The following is a 14008-nucleotide window of genomic DNA, read 5'->3' on the forward strand; positions in this document are numbered from 1 at the left end:
AATGATTTAAAATGAAGGGATTTCCAGGTGGTTTCGGAGGGGGAAATATGAATAATTTACTCAAACAAGCCCAAAAATTACAAAAAAATATGGAAGAAACAAAGAAGCAACTAGAAGAGATGAATTTTGAATCTACATCTGGAGGTGGAGTTGTTTCTGTAAAAATGAATGGAAAAAAAGAAATAGTTAGTATAAAATTAAAACCTGAAATAGTTGATCCGGATGATATCGAAATGCTACAAGATTTAATAATAAGCTGCATAAATGATACGTATAAAAAGGTTGAAGAAGAAACTAATAAAGAAATGTCTAAATTAACTGGTGGATTCAATATACCGGGATTTTAATTAAGTTAGGTGAGTTTGTACACTCGCCTTATTTTTATTTTTAAATACGGAGGAAAAAGATGATAGAATATCCAGAATACATACAAAAAGTCATTGGAGAGTTTTCGAAATTACCGGGGGTAGGATATAAAACAGCGGTAAGATTAACCATGTATATGTTAAATAAGGAAATGAAGGATGTTTTAGACTTTTGTGATTCTATAAAAAAATGTAAAGAGGATTTAAAATATTGTAAAAAATGTAACAATTTTTCTGAAAATGATATTTGCTCGATCTGTGAAGATGTAGGTAGAGATAGGCGAGTTATTTGTATTGTACAAGATGTAAAAGATATTTATGCTTTTGAAAAAACGAGGAATTATAGAGGTTTGTATTATGTGTTGCATGGTTTAATATCTCCGATTAAAGGAGTTAGCGTGGAAGACCTTAAAATAGATTTACTTGTTAAGAGAGTAGAAGAAGAGAAAATAAATGAGGTAATTTTGGCAACAAGCCCAACTCTTGAAGGAGAAGCAACTAGTATTTACATATCTAAATTATTTCCAAAAGAACAAAAGTTGACTAGATTGGCGTATGGAGTGCCTTTGGGAAGTGATTTAGAATATGTTGATGAAATTACTTTAAGCAGAGCTTTAGATTTTAGACAAAGTATTCAATAAAAAAATAAAAAAAGTATTGACATAGGGGAGGTAAGTTTGGTACTATGAGTTAGTTGGCTGGTAGAAGCCGAGAGATATTAGATAGATCATTGACAATTGAATAGGGAAGAGGAAACGAGAAAGTCAACGTTAATTTTGAGAGAATGAGAGAAGGATAAGAGTTTGATCCTGGCTCAGGACGAACGCTGGCGGCGTGCCTAACACATGCAAGTTGAGCGGAGGTAGATGGAGCTTGCTCTATGTACCTTAGCAGCGAACGGGTGAGTAACACGTAGATAATCTGTCCTATATTGGGGGATAGCCCGATGAAAGTTGGATTAATACCGCATACAGCTATATAGTTGCATGATTATATAGTGAAAGATTTATTGATATAGGAGGAGTCTGCGGCACATTAGCTAGTAGGTGAGGTAAGAGCTTACCTAGGCGACGATGTGTAGCCGGTCTGAGAGGATGAACGGCCACAATGGAACTGAGACACGGTCCATACTCCTACGGGAGGCAGCAGTGGGGAATATTGCACAATGGGGGAAACCCTGATGCAGCAACGCCGCGTGAGTGAAGAAGGTTTTCGGATTGTAAAGCTCTGTTAGCAGGGAAGAGGAAGGACGGTACCTGCAGAGGAAGCCACGGCTAACTACGTGCCAGCAGCCGCGGTAATACGTAGGTGGCAAGCGTTGTTCGGAATAACTGGGCGTAAAGGATGCGTAGGCGGTTAAATAAGTTATATGTTAAATATATAGGCTTAACCTGTAGAAAGCATATAAAACTGTTTAACTAGAGTGCAGGAGAGGTAAGTGGAATTCCTAGTGTAGCGGTGAAATGCGTAGAGATTAGGAAGAACACCAGTGGCGAAGGCGACTTACTGGACTGTAACTGACGCTGAGGCATGAGAGCATGGGGAGCAAACAGGATTAGATACCCTGGTAGTCCATGCTGTAAACGATGGGTACTAGGTGTGGGTTGTGAATAACAATCCGTGCCGTCGCAAACGCAATAAGTACCCCGCCTGAGGAGTACGATCGCAAGATTAAAACTCAAAGGAATTGACGGGGACCCGCACAAGCAGCGGAGCATGTGGTTTAATTCGAAGCAACGCGAAGAACCTTACCTAAACTTGACATACCTTGAATTACCTTGTAATGAGGGAAGCTCGCAAGAGCAAGGATACAGGTGGTGCATGGTTGTCGTCAGCTCGTGTCGTGAGATGTTGGGTTAAGTCCCGCAACGAGCGCAACCCTTGTTGTTAATTGCTAACAGGTTAAGCTGAGCACTTTAGCGAGACAGCCTAGGTTAACTAGGAGGAAGGTGGGGATGACGTCAAATCATCATGCCCCTTACGTTTAGGGCTACACACGTGCTACAATGGTGAGAACAAAGAGAAGCAAGCTAGCGATAGTGAGCAAAACTTATAAAACTCATCTCAGTTCGGATTGCAGGCTGAAACTCGCCTGTATGAAGATGGAGTTGCTAGTAATCGCGAATCAGAATGTCGCGGTGAATACGTTCCCGGGTCTTGTACACACCGCCCGTCACACCATGAGAGTTGGCAACACCCGAAACCTGTGGGCTAACCGAAAGGAGGCAGCAGTCTAAGGTGGGGTCAGTGATTGGGGTGAAGTCGTAACAAGGTAGCCGTAGGAGAACCTGCGGCTGGATCACCTCCTTTCTAAGGAAATGAAAGAGAGAACTTTTTCCTATTCAATTGTGAGTGACCTAATAATATAGAGGTTACTTAATAAAAGAAATAAAGATCTTTGAAAATTGTATATAAATAGTAAATAATGCGAAAGGTAGCAAGTTAAATTATTAGCAATAGTAATTTAAGAGCTGGAAAAAATATATAACAAATAGGTCAAGCTACTAAGAGCGCACAGAGGATGACTTGGCATCAGGAGCTGATGAAGGACGTGATAAGCTGCGATAAGCTACGGGTAGACGCAAATAGTTATTGATCCGTAGATTTCCGAATGGGGGAACCCACATAGTGAGAGACTATGTATCTAGTAATGAATAAATAGTTATTAGAGGGTAGACGCAGGGAACTGAAACATCTAAGTACCTGTAGGAAGAGAAAGAAATATCGATTCCCTAAGTAGCGGCGAGCGAAAGGGGAAGAGCCCAAACCCAAGGAAACTTGGGGGTTGAGGGAGTCTATAATTGAGAGAGTAAGTTAGATGAATATAGATGGAAATCTAAGCCAAAGAGTGTAAAAGCCACGTAATTTAAAACTGAAATTGAGAGGGACTTACCCAGAGTACCACGAGACACGAGAAACCTTGTGGGAAGCAGGGTGGACCACCACCCAAGGCTAAATACTACCTGATGACCGATAGTGGAGTAGTACCGTGAGGGAAAGGTGAAAAGAACCCCGGAAGGGGAGTGAAATAGAACCTGAAACTGTGTGCTTACAACCGCTCAGAGCACGTAATATGTGTGATGAGGTGCTTTTTGTAGAACGAGCCAACGAGTTACGATGTGTAGCGAGATTAAGGTCTTAAGGACTGGAGTCGAAGAGAAATCGAGTGTTAATAGCGCGAATAGTTGCATGTTGTAGACCCGAAACCGGGTGACCTATCCATGATCAGGTTGAAGCGAAGGTAAAACTTCGTGGAGGACCGAACCACGTTGGTGTTGAAAAACCATGGGATGAATTGTGGATAGCGGAGAAATTCCAATCGAACTCGGAGATAGCTGGTTCTCCCCGAAATAGCTTTAGGGCTAGCGTTAATTTATAGAATATAGGAGGTAGAGCACTAAATGGGCTAGGGGCCGTAAGGTTACCGAACCTTATTAAACTCCGAATGCCTATATTTGTTTATTAGCAGTCAGTCTAAGAGTGATAAGATTCTTGGACAAAAGGGAAAAAGCCCAGATCACCAGCTAAGGTCCCAAAGTATGAGTTAAGTGGTAAAGGATGTGGAGATTCTAAGACAACTAGGATGTTGGCTTAGAAGCAGCCATTCATTTAAAGAGTGCGTAATAGCTCACTAGTCGAGAGTTTCTGCGCCGAAGATAAACGGGGCTAAAACTCATCACCGAAGCTGTGGAATGGAAACATTGGTAGGGGAGCGTTGTATAAGAGCTGAAGCTAAAGCGAGAGCAATAGTGGATTTTATACAAGAGAGAATGTTGGCATAAGTAGCGAGAATTAGGTGAGAATCCTAATGGTCGAAAGCCTAAGGTTTCCTGGGGAAGGTTCGTCCGCCCAGGGTAAGTCGGGACCTAAGCTGAGGTCGAAAGGCGTAAGTGATGGACAATCGGTAGAGATTCCGATACCACTAATTATTGATTGATCGATGGAGGGAAGCAGAAGGATAGGATAGCCAACAGATGGAGGTTGGTCTAAGAGAAGAGATAGCATATAGAGGAAAATCCATATATGTGTTTAAGTTGATTCTTTATGGGGAGACGAATGAGTCGAAGTATCTGATTTCACACTGACGAGAAAAACTTCTAGGTAGATAATTAGTGCCCGTACCACAAACCGACACAGGTAGGCGAGGTGAGAATCCAAAGACCAGCGGAAGAATTGCAGTTAAGGAACTCGGCAAATTGACCCCGTAAGTTAGCGAGAAGGGGTGCCATAGAGATATGGTCGCAGAGAATAGGCCCAAGCAACTGTTTATCAAAAACACAGGTCTCTGCAAAAGCGAAAGCTTAAGTATAGGGGCTGACGCCTGCCCGGTGCTGGAAGGTTAAGGGGAGCTGTTATCGTAAGAGAAGCGGTGAACTTAAGCCCCAGTAAACGGCGGCCGTAACTATAACGGTCCTAAGGTAGCGAAATTCCTTGTCAGGTAAGTTCTGACCCGCACGAATGGCGTAATGACTTGGGCACTGTCTCAACTGCAAATCCGGCGAAATTGTAGTGCAAGTGAAGATGCTTGCTACCCGCGATTGGACGGAAAGACCCCGTAGAGCTTTACTGTAGTTTAGCATTGAGTTTTGGTAATATTTGTACAGGATAGGTGGGAGACTGGGAATCTAGATCGCCAGATTTAGAGGAGTCGATGTTGGGATACCACCCTGATATTACTGAAATTCTAACTGGAATCCATGAACTGGGTACAGGACACTGTTAGATGGGCAGTTTGACTGGGGCGGTCGCCTCCAAAAGAGTAACGGAGGCGTTCAAAGGTTTCTTCAGAAGGGATGGAAATCCTTCGTAGAGCGTAAAGGCATAAAGAAGCTTGACTGCGACACCTACAAGTGGAGCAGGTACGAAAGTAGGACTTAGTGATCCGGTGGTACCTCGTGGGAGGGCCATCGCTCAACGGATAAAAGCTACCTCGGGGATAACAGGCTGATCTCCCCCAAGAGTTCACATCGACGGGGAGGTTTGGCACCTCGATGTCGGCTCGTCGCATCCTGGGGCTGAAGTAGGTCCCAAGGGTTGGGCTGTTCGCCCATTAAAGCGGCACGCGAGCTGGGTTCAGAACGTCGTGAGACAGTTCGGTCCCTATCCGTCGCGGGCGCAGGAGATTTGAGAGGAGCTGTCCTTAGTACGAGAGGACCGGGATGGACTAACCAATGGTGAACCAGTTGTTCCGCCAGGAGCACGGCTGGGTAGCTAAGTTAGGAAGGGATAAACGCTGAAGGCATCTAAGCGTGAAGCCCACCTCAAGATAAGATCTCCCATAGCGTAAGCTAGTAAGACCCCTTGAAGAACACAAGGTTGATAGGTAAAAGGTGTAAGTATGGTAACATATTTAGCTGATTTATACTAATAGGTCGAGGGCTTGACCAAATACTTAGCAAGTTATTATTTATATACAATTTTGAGAGATTAAAATATTTCTCAGTATCTGGTGATTATAACGTGTAGGTAACACCCCTATCCATACCGAACAGGAAGGTTAAGCTACACTGTGCTGATGGTACTTTAGGGTTACCCCTATGGAAGAGTAAGTCATTGCCAGTTGGTTCGTTAGCTCAGGTGGTAGAGCACATGACTTTTAATCATGGTGTCCGGGGTTCGAGTCCCCGACGAATCACCAATTTCTAAATAAAGAAGAGGTAGTAATTTGCCTCTTCTTTATTTGTTTCTATATAATTTTATTCTGAGTATGTTATTTTCTAAATTAATGTTAACATAATCTGTCATAGAACCTATTAGTGATAATTCGCAATCTATATCAGATTCTCCAGTTAGATTCCAATAATATTCTTCCATTTCTGAACATCTTGGTATATTTAAAAGCTCAATAATTGTTTTAAAGTTAGATTTATCTATATTTATTTCTTCGGCTTCTAAAGTTATTATTGTTGTATGTTCCTTGTTTTTGATATTAAGGTTTATGTTTTTTGCTCCATATTTATAAGATAACAATATGAGTTCTTCAGCTATCCTACTATTTCGTTGTCCTGAGTGTTTCATTTAAATATCTCCTTTTTTAAAACCATCTATTATTGGAATTAATATTACTGCAAGTATACCTGCTATAAATCCATTATTATATAAGTTAATTCCACCACTTAAATGTCCGATATATTTCATTAAAATTAAATGTAAGCATCCTGCTATAAAACCTATTATAGCTCCGAATTTACCGGATATTGGAGCAAGAGCGGTTGAGCCTAGACTTGTTAGTAAAATTGTAGGTGTATTTAATTGTATATTACTTATATAAGCCGTAAAAGACACTCCAAGAGTTAATGGGATTGTATTTAAAGGATGTTTTCCGATTGATCCAAAGCCAATTATACAGAATAATAGGGCTATTGTGGGTCCATTTAAATCTCCATTTACTATGAGTATATAAGATAGAAATATGATACCGAGTATACCCATATTTAAATAAGAGGAATTTCCGTACATTAAGTAAAAATCTGTTATAGTCCTTCCAGAGTGTTTTAATATGTTAGGAAACTTTGAATAATAAGATTTTTTAATTCCAAGTAATAGTAAAAATATTATTAAGCTAATTATTAAAAACAATAAAATATTTTTGTATTCGATACTCCATAGTAAGTTTGGTTTGATTTCTATTTTAAAATAATTGAGTATTGATATAATCAATATGGTTATCAATCCATTTGCAAAACCTACGTTATATAAATTGTATCCTTGATGCATTTTTAGTGTGAACTTAGCTAGTGGAGGAATTATCATACCTACAAATATAGAAATTGATATAGATATTAATAAAGTTATATAGGAATTAAGATTTAATATTTTAAAAATTTCACTAGATATTGGAGAAACGGATGTAGATAGAGTTGCGATAAGAATATAGTTTGAAAAACTTTCTCTTTGAATTTTAGAATAAAAATATACACCTATTATTGTAGGCCAAATATTTATAAAATTTTTACCAACCATAGCAAATCCAAGAGTTAACCATAATGACATTATCATTGATCCTGTTTCTTTTGTTTTATTAATTTTATATAACAATAAAATTAATAGTGAGGTTATAGAAGCATTTAATAAGGTAGCACCAATACCACTTACATACATATAGTCAGTAAGAAGTATGCTACGAGTTGTAATTATATTTTTTATCCCTATAAAAAGATCTTTATATGGTGTTATGAAAATTCCTATAGATCCTATAAATAAAAAAATAATTAGATGTACAGTATATACATCTAGTTTTCTTTTATATAGATTTAAATCAAAATTCATATTTATATTTGAATGATTAGGTTTTTTAAAATTAAATATGAGTTTTTAGATGCGTCGTTTAAAAATTTATAGAATTCATGTCCAGCAATATTTCCACCATTATCTGATATTGATCTTATAATTATATAAGGGATATTGTTTAGATAACATGTTTGAGCTATTGCTCCACTTTCCATTTCACAAGCAAGTGCATTAAAATCATTTTTTAGTTTATTTGATATTTTATCATCAGATATAAATTGATCTCCTGTTATAATTCTGCCTACATGGAATTTAAAATCAATACCAGTATTTGAAATATTTTCACACACAGACTTTGATAAATTTATTAGAGAATTATCACATTTAAATGAATAAGTACCAATATTTGGTATTTCACCTAATCTATATCCAAAATTACAAACATTAAAATCGTGTTGTATTAAATCGTTTGCTATAACAACATCTTTAAATTTAACATTTTCATCAATGCCTCCAGCAACACCGCTATTTATAATGTGTGTACACTTGAATTCAGAAATTAAAACTTGAGTACATATAGCTGAATTTACTTTACCAATTCCACAAACAACACCTACTATATCTTTTCCATAAAGTTTCCCTGAAATAAATTCTAAGTTTATTTTGTTAGTTATTGATGCATTGTTTATATCGTTTGATATGAGTTCAAACTCTTCTTTCATAGCACATATTATTCCTATTTTCATTATCATTCTCCTTTATTATTTTTAAATAAATTATAATAAAATATAGATGATATATACAAGAAAAATATATTTTGTGATAGAATATGTAAGTGGAATTTAAGTTTATAGGAGTGATTATTCTATGATTCAACATGCTTTATCAAGAATGGAATTGATTATAGGTACTGAAGCATTAAAAAGTTTAAGGGGTAAAAAAGTTGTTGTATTAGGACTTGGCGGAGTTGGATCTTATAGTGTTGAAGCTTTAGCAAGAGCAGGCGTAGGCAATATTGTTATAGTTGATGACGATACAGTATGTTTAACTAATTTAAATAGACAACTTCATGCTGTTTATAAAACAATTGGTAAGTTTAAGACTATGGTTATGAAGGAAAGGGTTGAAAGTATAAGTAAAAAAATTAATGTTATTGAAATTATAAAAACAGTTACTAAAGATAATATAGCAGAAATTATAGATAGTGATGTTGATTATGTTATAGATGCTTTGGATACAATAACGGCTAAAATCGCATTAGCAGAATATTGTGAAAAAAATAATATTAATTTAATTAGTTGTATGGGTACAGGAAATAAATTAGATCCTACTCAGTTTAAAATTACTGATATATATCAAACTAAGAATTGTCCTTTGTGTAAGGTTATGAGATATGAACTTAGAAAAAGAGGAGTGAAAAAATTAAAAGTAGTGTTTTCGGAAGAGAAGCCTAAAAAACCTAAAATGAGTGAAGTGGCTAATTGTATTACGGGGTGTGTATGTAATTATGATAATGGTAGAAGCTGTACAAATAAAAGGCAAATACCTGGAAGTATTTCATTTGTACCACCAGTAGCAGGATTTATATTAGCAGGAGAGGTTATTAATACATTTTTAGACAAAAAACAATAAAAAAATAAAAAAAGTATTGACATAGGGGAGGTAAGTTTGGTACTATGAGTTAGTTGGCTGGTAGAAGCCGAGAGATATTAGATAGATCATTGACAATTGAATAGGGAAGAGGAAACGAGAAAGTCAACGTTAATTTTGAGAGAATGAGAGAAGGATAAGAGTTTGATCCTGGCTCAGGACGAACGCTGGCGGCGTGCCTAACACATGCAAGTTGAGCGGAGGTAGATGGAGCTTGCTCTATGTACCTTAGCAGCGAACGGGTGAGTAACACGTAGATAATCTGTCCTATATTGGGGGATAGCCCGATGAAAGTTGGATTAATACCGCATACAGCTATATAGTTGCATGATTATATAGTGAAAGATTTATTGATATAGGAGGAGTCTGCGGCACATTAGCTAGTAGGTGAGGTAAGAGCTTACCTAGGCGACGATGTGTAGCCGGTCTGAGAGGATGAACGGCCACAATGGAACTGAGACACGGTCCATACTCCTACGGGAGGCAGCAGTGGGGAATATTGCACAATGGGGGAAACCCTGATGCAGCAACGCCGCGTGAGTGAAGAAGGTTTTCGGATTGTAAAGCTCTGTTAGCAGGGAAGAGGAAGGACGGTACCTGCAGAGGAAGCCACGGCTAACTACGTGCCAGCAGCCGCGGTAATACGTAGGTGGCAAGCGTTGTTCGGAATAACTGGGCGTAAAGGATGCGTAGGCGGTTAAATAAGTTATATGTTAAATATATAGGCTTAACCTGTAGAAAGCATATAAAACTGTTTAACTAGAGTGCAGGAGAGGTAAGTGGAATTCCTAGTGTAGCGGTGAAATGCGTAGAGATTAGGAAGAACACCAGTGGCGAAGGCGACTTACTGGACTGTAACTGACGCTGAGGCATGAGAGCATGGGGAGCAAACAGGATTAGATACCCTGGTAGTCCATGCTGTAAACGATGGGTACTAGGTGTGGGTTGTGAATAACAATCCGTGCCGTCGCAAACGCAATAAGTACCCCGCCTGAGGAGTACGATCGCAAGATTAAAACTCAAAGGAATTGACGGGGACCCGCACAAGCAGCGGAGCATGTGGTTTAATTCGAAGCAACGCGAAGAACCTTACCTAAACTTGACATACCTTGAATTACCTTGTAATGAGGGAAGCTCGCAAGAGCAAGGATACAGGTGGTGCATGGTTGTCGTCAGCTCGTGTCGTGAGATGTTGGGTTAAGTCCCGCAACGAGCGCAACCCTTGTTGTTAATTGCTAACAGGTTAAGCTGAGCACTTTAGCGAGACAGCCTAGGTTAACTAGGAGGAAGGTGGGGATGACGTCAAATCATCATGCCCCTTACGTTTAGGGCTACACACGTGCTACAATGGTGAGAACAAAGAGAAGCAAGCTAGCGATAGTGAGCAAAACTTATAAAACTCATCTCAGTTCGGATTGCAGGCTGAAACTCGCCTGTATGAAGATGGAGTTGCTAGTAATCGCGAATCAGAATGTCGCGGTGAATACGTTCCCGGGTCTTGTACACACCGCCCGTCACACCATGAGAGTTGGCAACACCCGAAACCTGTGGGCTAACCGAAAGGAGGCAGCAGTCTAAGGTGGGGTCAGTGATTGGGGTGAAGTCGTAACAAGGTAGCCGTAGGAGAACCTGCGGCTGGATCACCTCCTTTCTAAGGAAATGAAAGAGAGAACTTTTTCCTATTCAATTGTGAGTGACCTAATAATATAGAGGTTACTTAATAAAAGAAATAAAGATCTTTGAAAATTGTATATAAATAGTAAATAATGCGAAAGGTAGCAAGTTAAATTATTAGCAATAGTAATTTAAGAGCTGGAAAAAATATATAACAAATAGGTCAAGCTACTAAGAGCGCACAGAGGATGACTTGGCATCAGGAGCTGATGAAGGACGTGATAAGCTGCGATAAGCTACGGGTAGACGCAAATAGTTATTGATCCGTAGATTTCCGAATGGGGGAACCCACATAGTGAGAGACTATGTATCTAGTAATGAATAAATAGTTATTAGAGGGTAGACGCAGGGAACTGAAACATCTAAGTACCTGTAGGAAGAGAAAGAAATATCGATTCCCTAAGTAGCGGCGAGCGAAAGGGGAAGAGCCCAAACCCAAGGAAACTTGGGGGTTGAGGGAGTCTATAATTGAGAGAGTAAGTTAGATGAATATAGATGGAAATCTAAGCCAAAGAGTGTAAAAGCCACGTAATTTAAAACTGAAATTGAGAGGGACTTACCCAGAGTACCACGAGACACGAGAAACCTTGTGGGAAGCAGGGTGGACCACCACCCAAGGCTAAATACTACCTGATGACCGATAGTGGAGTAGTACCGTGAGGGAAAGGTGAAAAGAACCCCGGAAGGGGAGTGAAATAGAACCTGAAACTGTGTGCTTACAACCGCTCAGAGCACGTAATATGTGTGATGAGGTGCTTTTTGTAGAACGAGCCAACGAGTTACGATGTGTAGCGAGATTAAGGTCTTAAGGACTGGAGTCGAAGAGAAATCGAGTGTTAATAGCGCGAATAGTTGCATGTTGTAGACCCGAAACCGGGTGACCTATCCATGATCAGGTTGAAGCGAAGGTAAAACTTCGTGGAGGACCGAACCACGTTGGTGTTGAAAAACCATGGGATGAATTGTGGATAGCGGAGAAATTCCAATCGAACTCGGAGATAGCTGGTTCTCCCCGAAATAGCTTTAGGGCTAGCGTTAATTTATAGAATATAGGAGGTAGAGCACTAAATGGGCTAGGGGCCGTAAGGTTACCGAACCTTATTAAACTCCGAATGCCTATATTTGTTTATTAGCAGTCAGTCTAAGAGTGATAAGATTCTTGGACAAAAGGGAAAAAGCCCAGATCACCAGCTAAGGTCCCAAAGTATGAGTTAAGTGGTAAAGGATGTGGAGATTCTAAGACAACTAGGATGTTGGCTTAGAAGCAGCCATTCATTTAAAGAGTGCGTAATAGCTCACTAGTCGAGAGTTTCTGCGCCGAAGATAAACGGGGCTAAAACTCATCACCGAAGCTGTGGAATGGAAACATTGGTAGGGGAGCGTTGTATAAGAGCTGAAGCTAAAGCGAGAGCAATAGTGGATTTTATACAAGAGAGAATGTTGGCATAAGTAGCGAGAATTAGGTGAGAATCCTAATGGTCGAAAGCCTAAGGTTTCCTGGGGAAGGTTCGTCCGCCCAGGGTAAGTCGGGACCTAAGCTGAGGTCGAAAGGCGTAAGTGATGGACAATCGGTAGAGATTCCGATACCACTAATTATTGATTGATCGATGGAGGGAAGCAGAAGGATAGGATAGCCAACAGATGGAGGTTGGTCTAAGAGAAGAGATAGCATATAGAGGAAAATCCATATATGTGTTTAAGTTGATTCTTTATGGGGAGACGAATGAGTCGAAGTATCTGATTTCACACTGACGAGAAAAACTTCTAGGTAGATAATTAGTGCCCGTACCACAAACCGACACAGGTAGGCGAGGTGAGAATCCAAAGACCAGCGGAAGAATTGCAGTTAAGGAACTCGGCAAATTGACCCCGTAAGTTAGCGAGAAGGGGTGCCATAGAGATATGGTCGCAGAGAATAGGCCCAAGCAACTGTTTATCAAAAACACAGGTCTCTGCAAAAGCGAAAGCTTAAGTATAGGGGCTGACGCCTGCCCGGTGCTGGAAGGTTAAGGGGAGCTGTTATCGTAAGAGAAGCGGTGAACTTAAGCCCCAGTAAACGGCGGCCGTAACTATAACGGTCCTAAGGTAGCGAAATTCCTTGTCAGGTAAGTTCTGACCCGCACGAATGGCGTAATGACTTGGGCACTGTCTCAACTGCAAATCCGGCGAAATTGTAGTGCAAGTGAAGATGCTTGCTACCCGCGATTGGACGGAAAGACCCCGTAGAGCTTTACTGTAGTTTAGCATTGAGTTTTGGTAATATTTGTACAGGATAGGTGGGAGACTGGGAATCTAGATCGCCAGATTTAGAGGAGTCGATGTTGGGATACCACCCTGATATTACTGAAATTCTAACTGGAATCCATGAACTGGGTACAGGACACTGTTAGATGGGCAGTTTGACTGGGGCGGTCGCCTCCAAAAGAGTAACGGAGGCGTTCAAAGGTTTCTTCAGAAGGGATGGAAATCCTTCGTAGAGCGTAAAGGCATAAAGAAGCTTGACTGCGACACCTACAAGTGGAGCAGGTACGAAAGTAGGACTTAGTGATCCGGTGGTACCTCGTGGGAGGGCCATCGCTCAACGGATAAAAGCTACCTCGGGGATAACAGGCTGATCTCCCCCAAGAGTTCACATCGACGGGGAGGTTTGGCACCTCGATGTCGGCTCGTCGCATCCTGGGGCTGAAGTAGGTCCCAAGGGTTGGGCTGTTCGCCCATTAAAGCGGCACGCGAGCTGGGTTCAGAACGTCGTGAGACAGTTCGGTCCCTATCCGTCGCGGGCGCAGGAGATTTGAGAGGAGCTGTCCTTAGTACGAGAGGACCGGGATGGACTAACCAATGGTGAACCAGTTGTTCCGCCAGGAGCACGGCTGGGTAGCTAAGTTAGGAAGGGATAAACGCTGAAGGCATCTAAGCGTGAAGCCCACCTCAAGATAAGATCTCCCATAGCGTAAGCTAGTAAGACCCCTTGAAGAACACAAGGTTGATAGGTAAAAGGTGTAAGTATGGTAACATATTTAGCTGATTTATACTAATAGGTCGAGGGCTTGACCAAATACTTAGCAAGTTATTATTTATATACAATTTTG

The 14008-nt window shown here is 40.4% G+C and carries 6 protein-coding genes, 1 tRNA gene and 5 rRNA genes; 9 read left to right on the top strand and 3 right to left on the bottom strand.

Translation table 11 applies throughout. The annotated features are described in order from the left end of the window. Window positions 1-11: 11 nt before the first annotated feature. The 6 genes from RATSFB_RS00215 (at window position 12) to RATSFB_RS00240 (ending at window position 6003) form a co-directional block, all read left to right on the top strand. Complete coding sequence (locus RATSFB_RS00215) at window positions 12-347, top strand: YbaB/EbfC family nucleoid-associated protein (RefSeq protein ID WP_014094060.1); 336 nt, start codon at window positions 12-14, stop codon at window positions 345-347. Window positions 348-406: 59 nt separating this feature from the next. Then, entirely contained in the window at window positions 407-1006 is a 600-nt protein-coding gene (gene recR, locus RATSFB_RS00220; RefSeq protein WP_014094061.1) for a recombination mediator RecR, read from the top strand. Window positions 1007-1156: 150 nt separating this feature from the next. Then, window positions 1157-2675: ribosomal RNA gene (locus RATSFB_RS00225) — 16S ribosomal RNA — on the top strand. 184 nt (window positions 2676-2859) lie between these two features. Further along, a 23S ribosomal RNA gene (locus tag RATSFB_RS00230) occupies window positions 2860-5753 on the top strand. Window positions 5754-5810: 57 nt separating this feature from the next. Then, window positions 5811-5927, top strand: a 5S ribosomal RNA gene (rrf, locus tag RATSFB_RS00235). Together the 16S, 23S and 5S rRNA genes with 1 tRNA gene alongside form the textbook arrangement of a ribosomal RNA operon. Continuing rightward, window positions 5928-6003, top strand: a tRNA-Lys gene (locus RATSFB_RS00240). It begins immediately after the preceding rRNA gene. 38 nt (window positions 6004-6041) lie between these two features. Here RATSFB_RS00240 and RATSFB_RS00245 read toward each other — a convergent pair. Genes RATSFB_RS00245 through RATSFB_RS00255 form a run of 3 tightly spaced genes read right to left on the bottom strand, consistent with a single transcriptional unit; the run spans window position 6042 to window position 8341 of the window. Then, window positions 6042-6383, bottom strand: a complete 342-nt coding sequence (locus RATSFB_RS00245) for a hypothetical protein (protein WP_014094062.1) — start codon at window positions 6381-6383, stop codon at window positions 6042-6044. After that, window positions 6384-7634, bottom strand: a complete 1251-nt coding sequence (locus tag RATSFB_RS00250; protein ID WP_014094063.1) for a DUF1576 domain-containing protein — start codon at window positions 7632-7634, stop codon at window positions 6384-6386. A gap of 2 nt (window positions 7635-7636) precedes the next feature. Continuing rightward, window positions 7637-8341: a 5'-methylthioadenosine/adenosylhomocysteine nucleosidase gene (locus tag RATSFB_RS00255; protein ID WP_014094064.1), complete on the bottom strand. Its 705-nt coding sequence runs from the start codon at window positions 8339-8341 to the stop codon at window positions 7637-7639. Window positions 8342-8462: 121 nt separating this feature from the next. Between RATSFB_RS00255 and RATSFB_RS00260 the strand changes: the two genes are divergently transcribed. The 3 genes from RATSFB_RS00260 to RATSFB_RS00270 all read left to right on the top strand — a co-directional run bounded on the left by RATSFB_RS00260 (window position 8463) and on the right by RATSFB_RS00270 (window position 13974). Beyond that, window positions 8463-9227 (top strand): tRNA threonylcarbamoyladenosine dehydratase, encoded by a 765-nt coding sequence (locus RATSFB_RS00260; RefSeq protein ID WP_014094065.1) that lies wholly within the window; start codon window positions 8463-8465, stop codon window positions 9225-9227. A 150-nt stretch (window positions 9228-9377) separates the two neighbouring features. Then, window positions 9378-10896 (top strand): 16S ribosomal RNA (locus tag RATSFB_RS00265). A 184-nt stretch (window positions 10897-11080) separates the two neighbouring features. Next, window positions 11081-13974: ribosomal RNA gene (locus RATSFB_RS00270) — 23S ribosomal RNA — on the top strand. Window positions 13975-14008: the final 34 nt, after the last annotated feature.

It is taken from the genome of Candidatus Arthromitus sp. SFB-rat-Yit, from assembly GCF_000283555.1.
Taxonomy (GTDB): Bacteria; Bacillota; Clostridia; order Clostridiales; family Clostridiaceae; genus Dwaynesavagella.

What these genes read in the sequence shown, in the direction of transcription:
- RATSFB_RS00255 (WP_014094064.1), bottom strand. Translation starts at nt 8,341, where the DNA reads ATGAAAATAGGAATAATATGTGCTATGAAAGAAGAGTTTGAACTCATA.
- RATSFB_RS00250 (WP_014094063.1), bottom strand. Translation starts at nt 7,634, where the DNA reads ATGAATTTTGATTTAAATCTATATAAAAGAAAACTAGATGTATATACT.
- recR (WP_014094061.1), top strand. Translation starts at nt 407, where the DNA reads ATGATAGAATATCCAGAATACATACAAAAAGTCATTGGAGAGTTTTCG.
- RATSFB_RS00245 (WP_014094062.1), bottom strand. Translation starts at nt 6,383, where the DNA reads ATGAAACACTCAGGACAACGAAATAGTAGGATAGCTGAAGAACTCATA.
- RATSFB_RS00215 (WP_014094060.1), top strand. Translation starts at nt 12, where the DNA reads ATGAAGGGATTTCCAGGTGGTTTCGGAGGGGGAAATATGAATAATTTA.
- RATSFB_RS00260 (WP_014094065.1), top strand. Translation starts at nt 8,463, where the DNA reads ATGATTCAACATGCTTTATCAAGAATGGAATTGATTATAGGTACTGAA.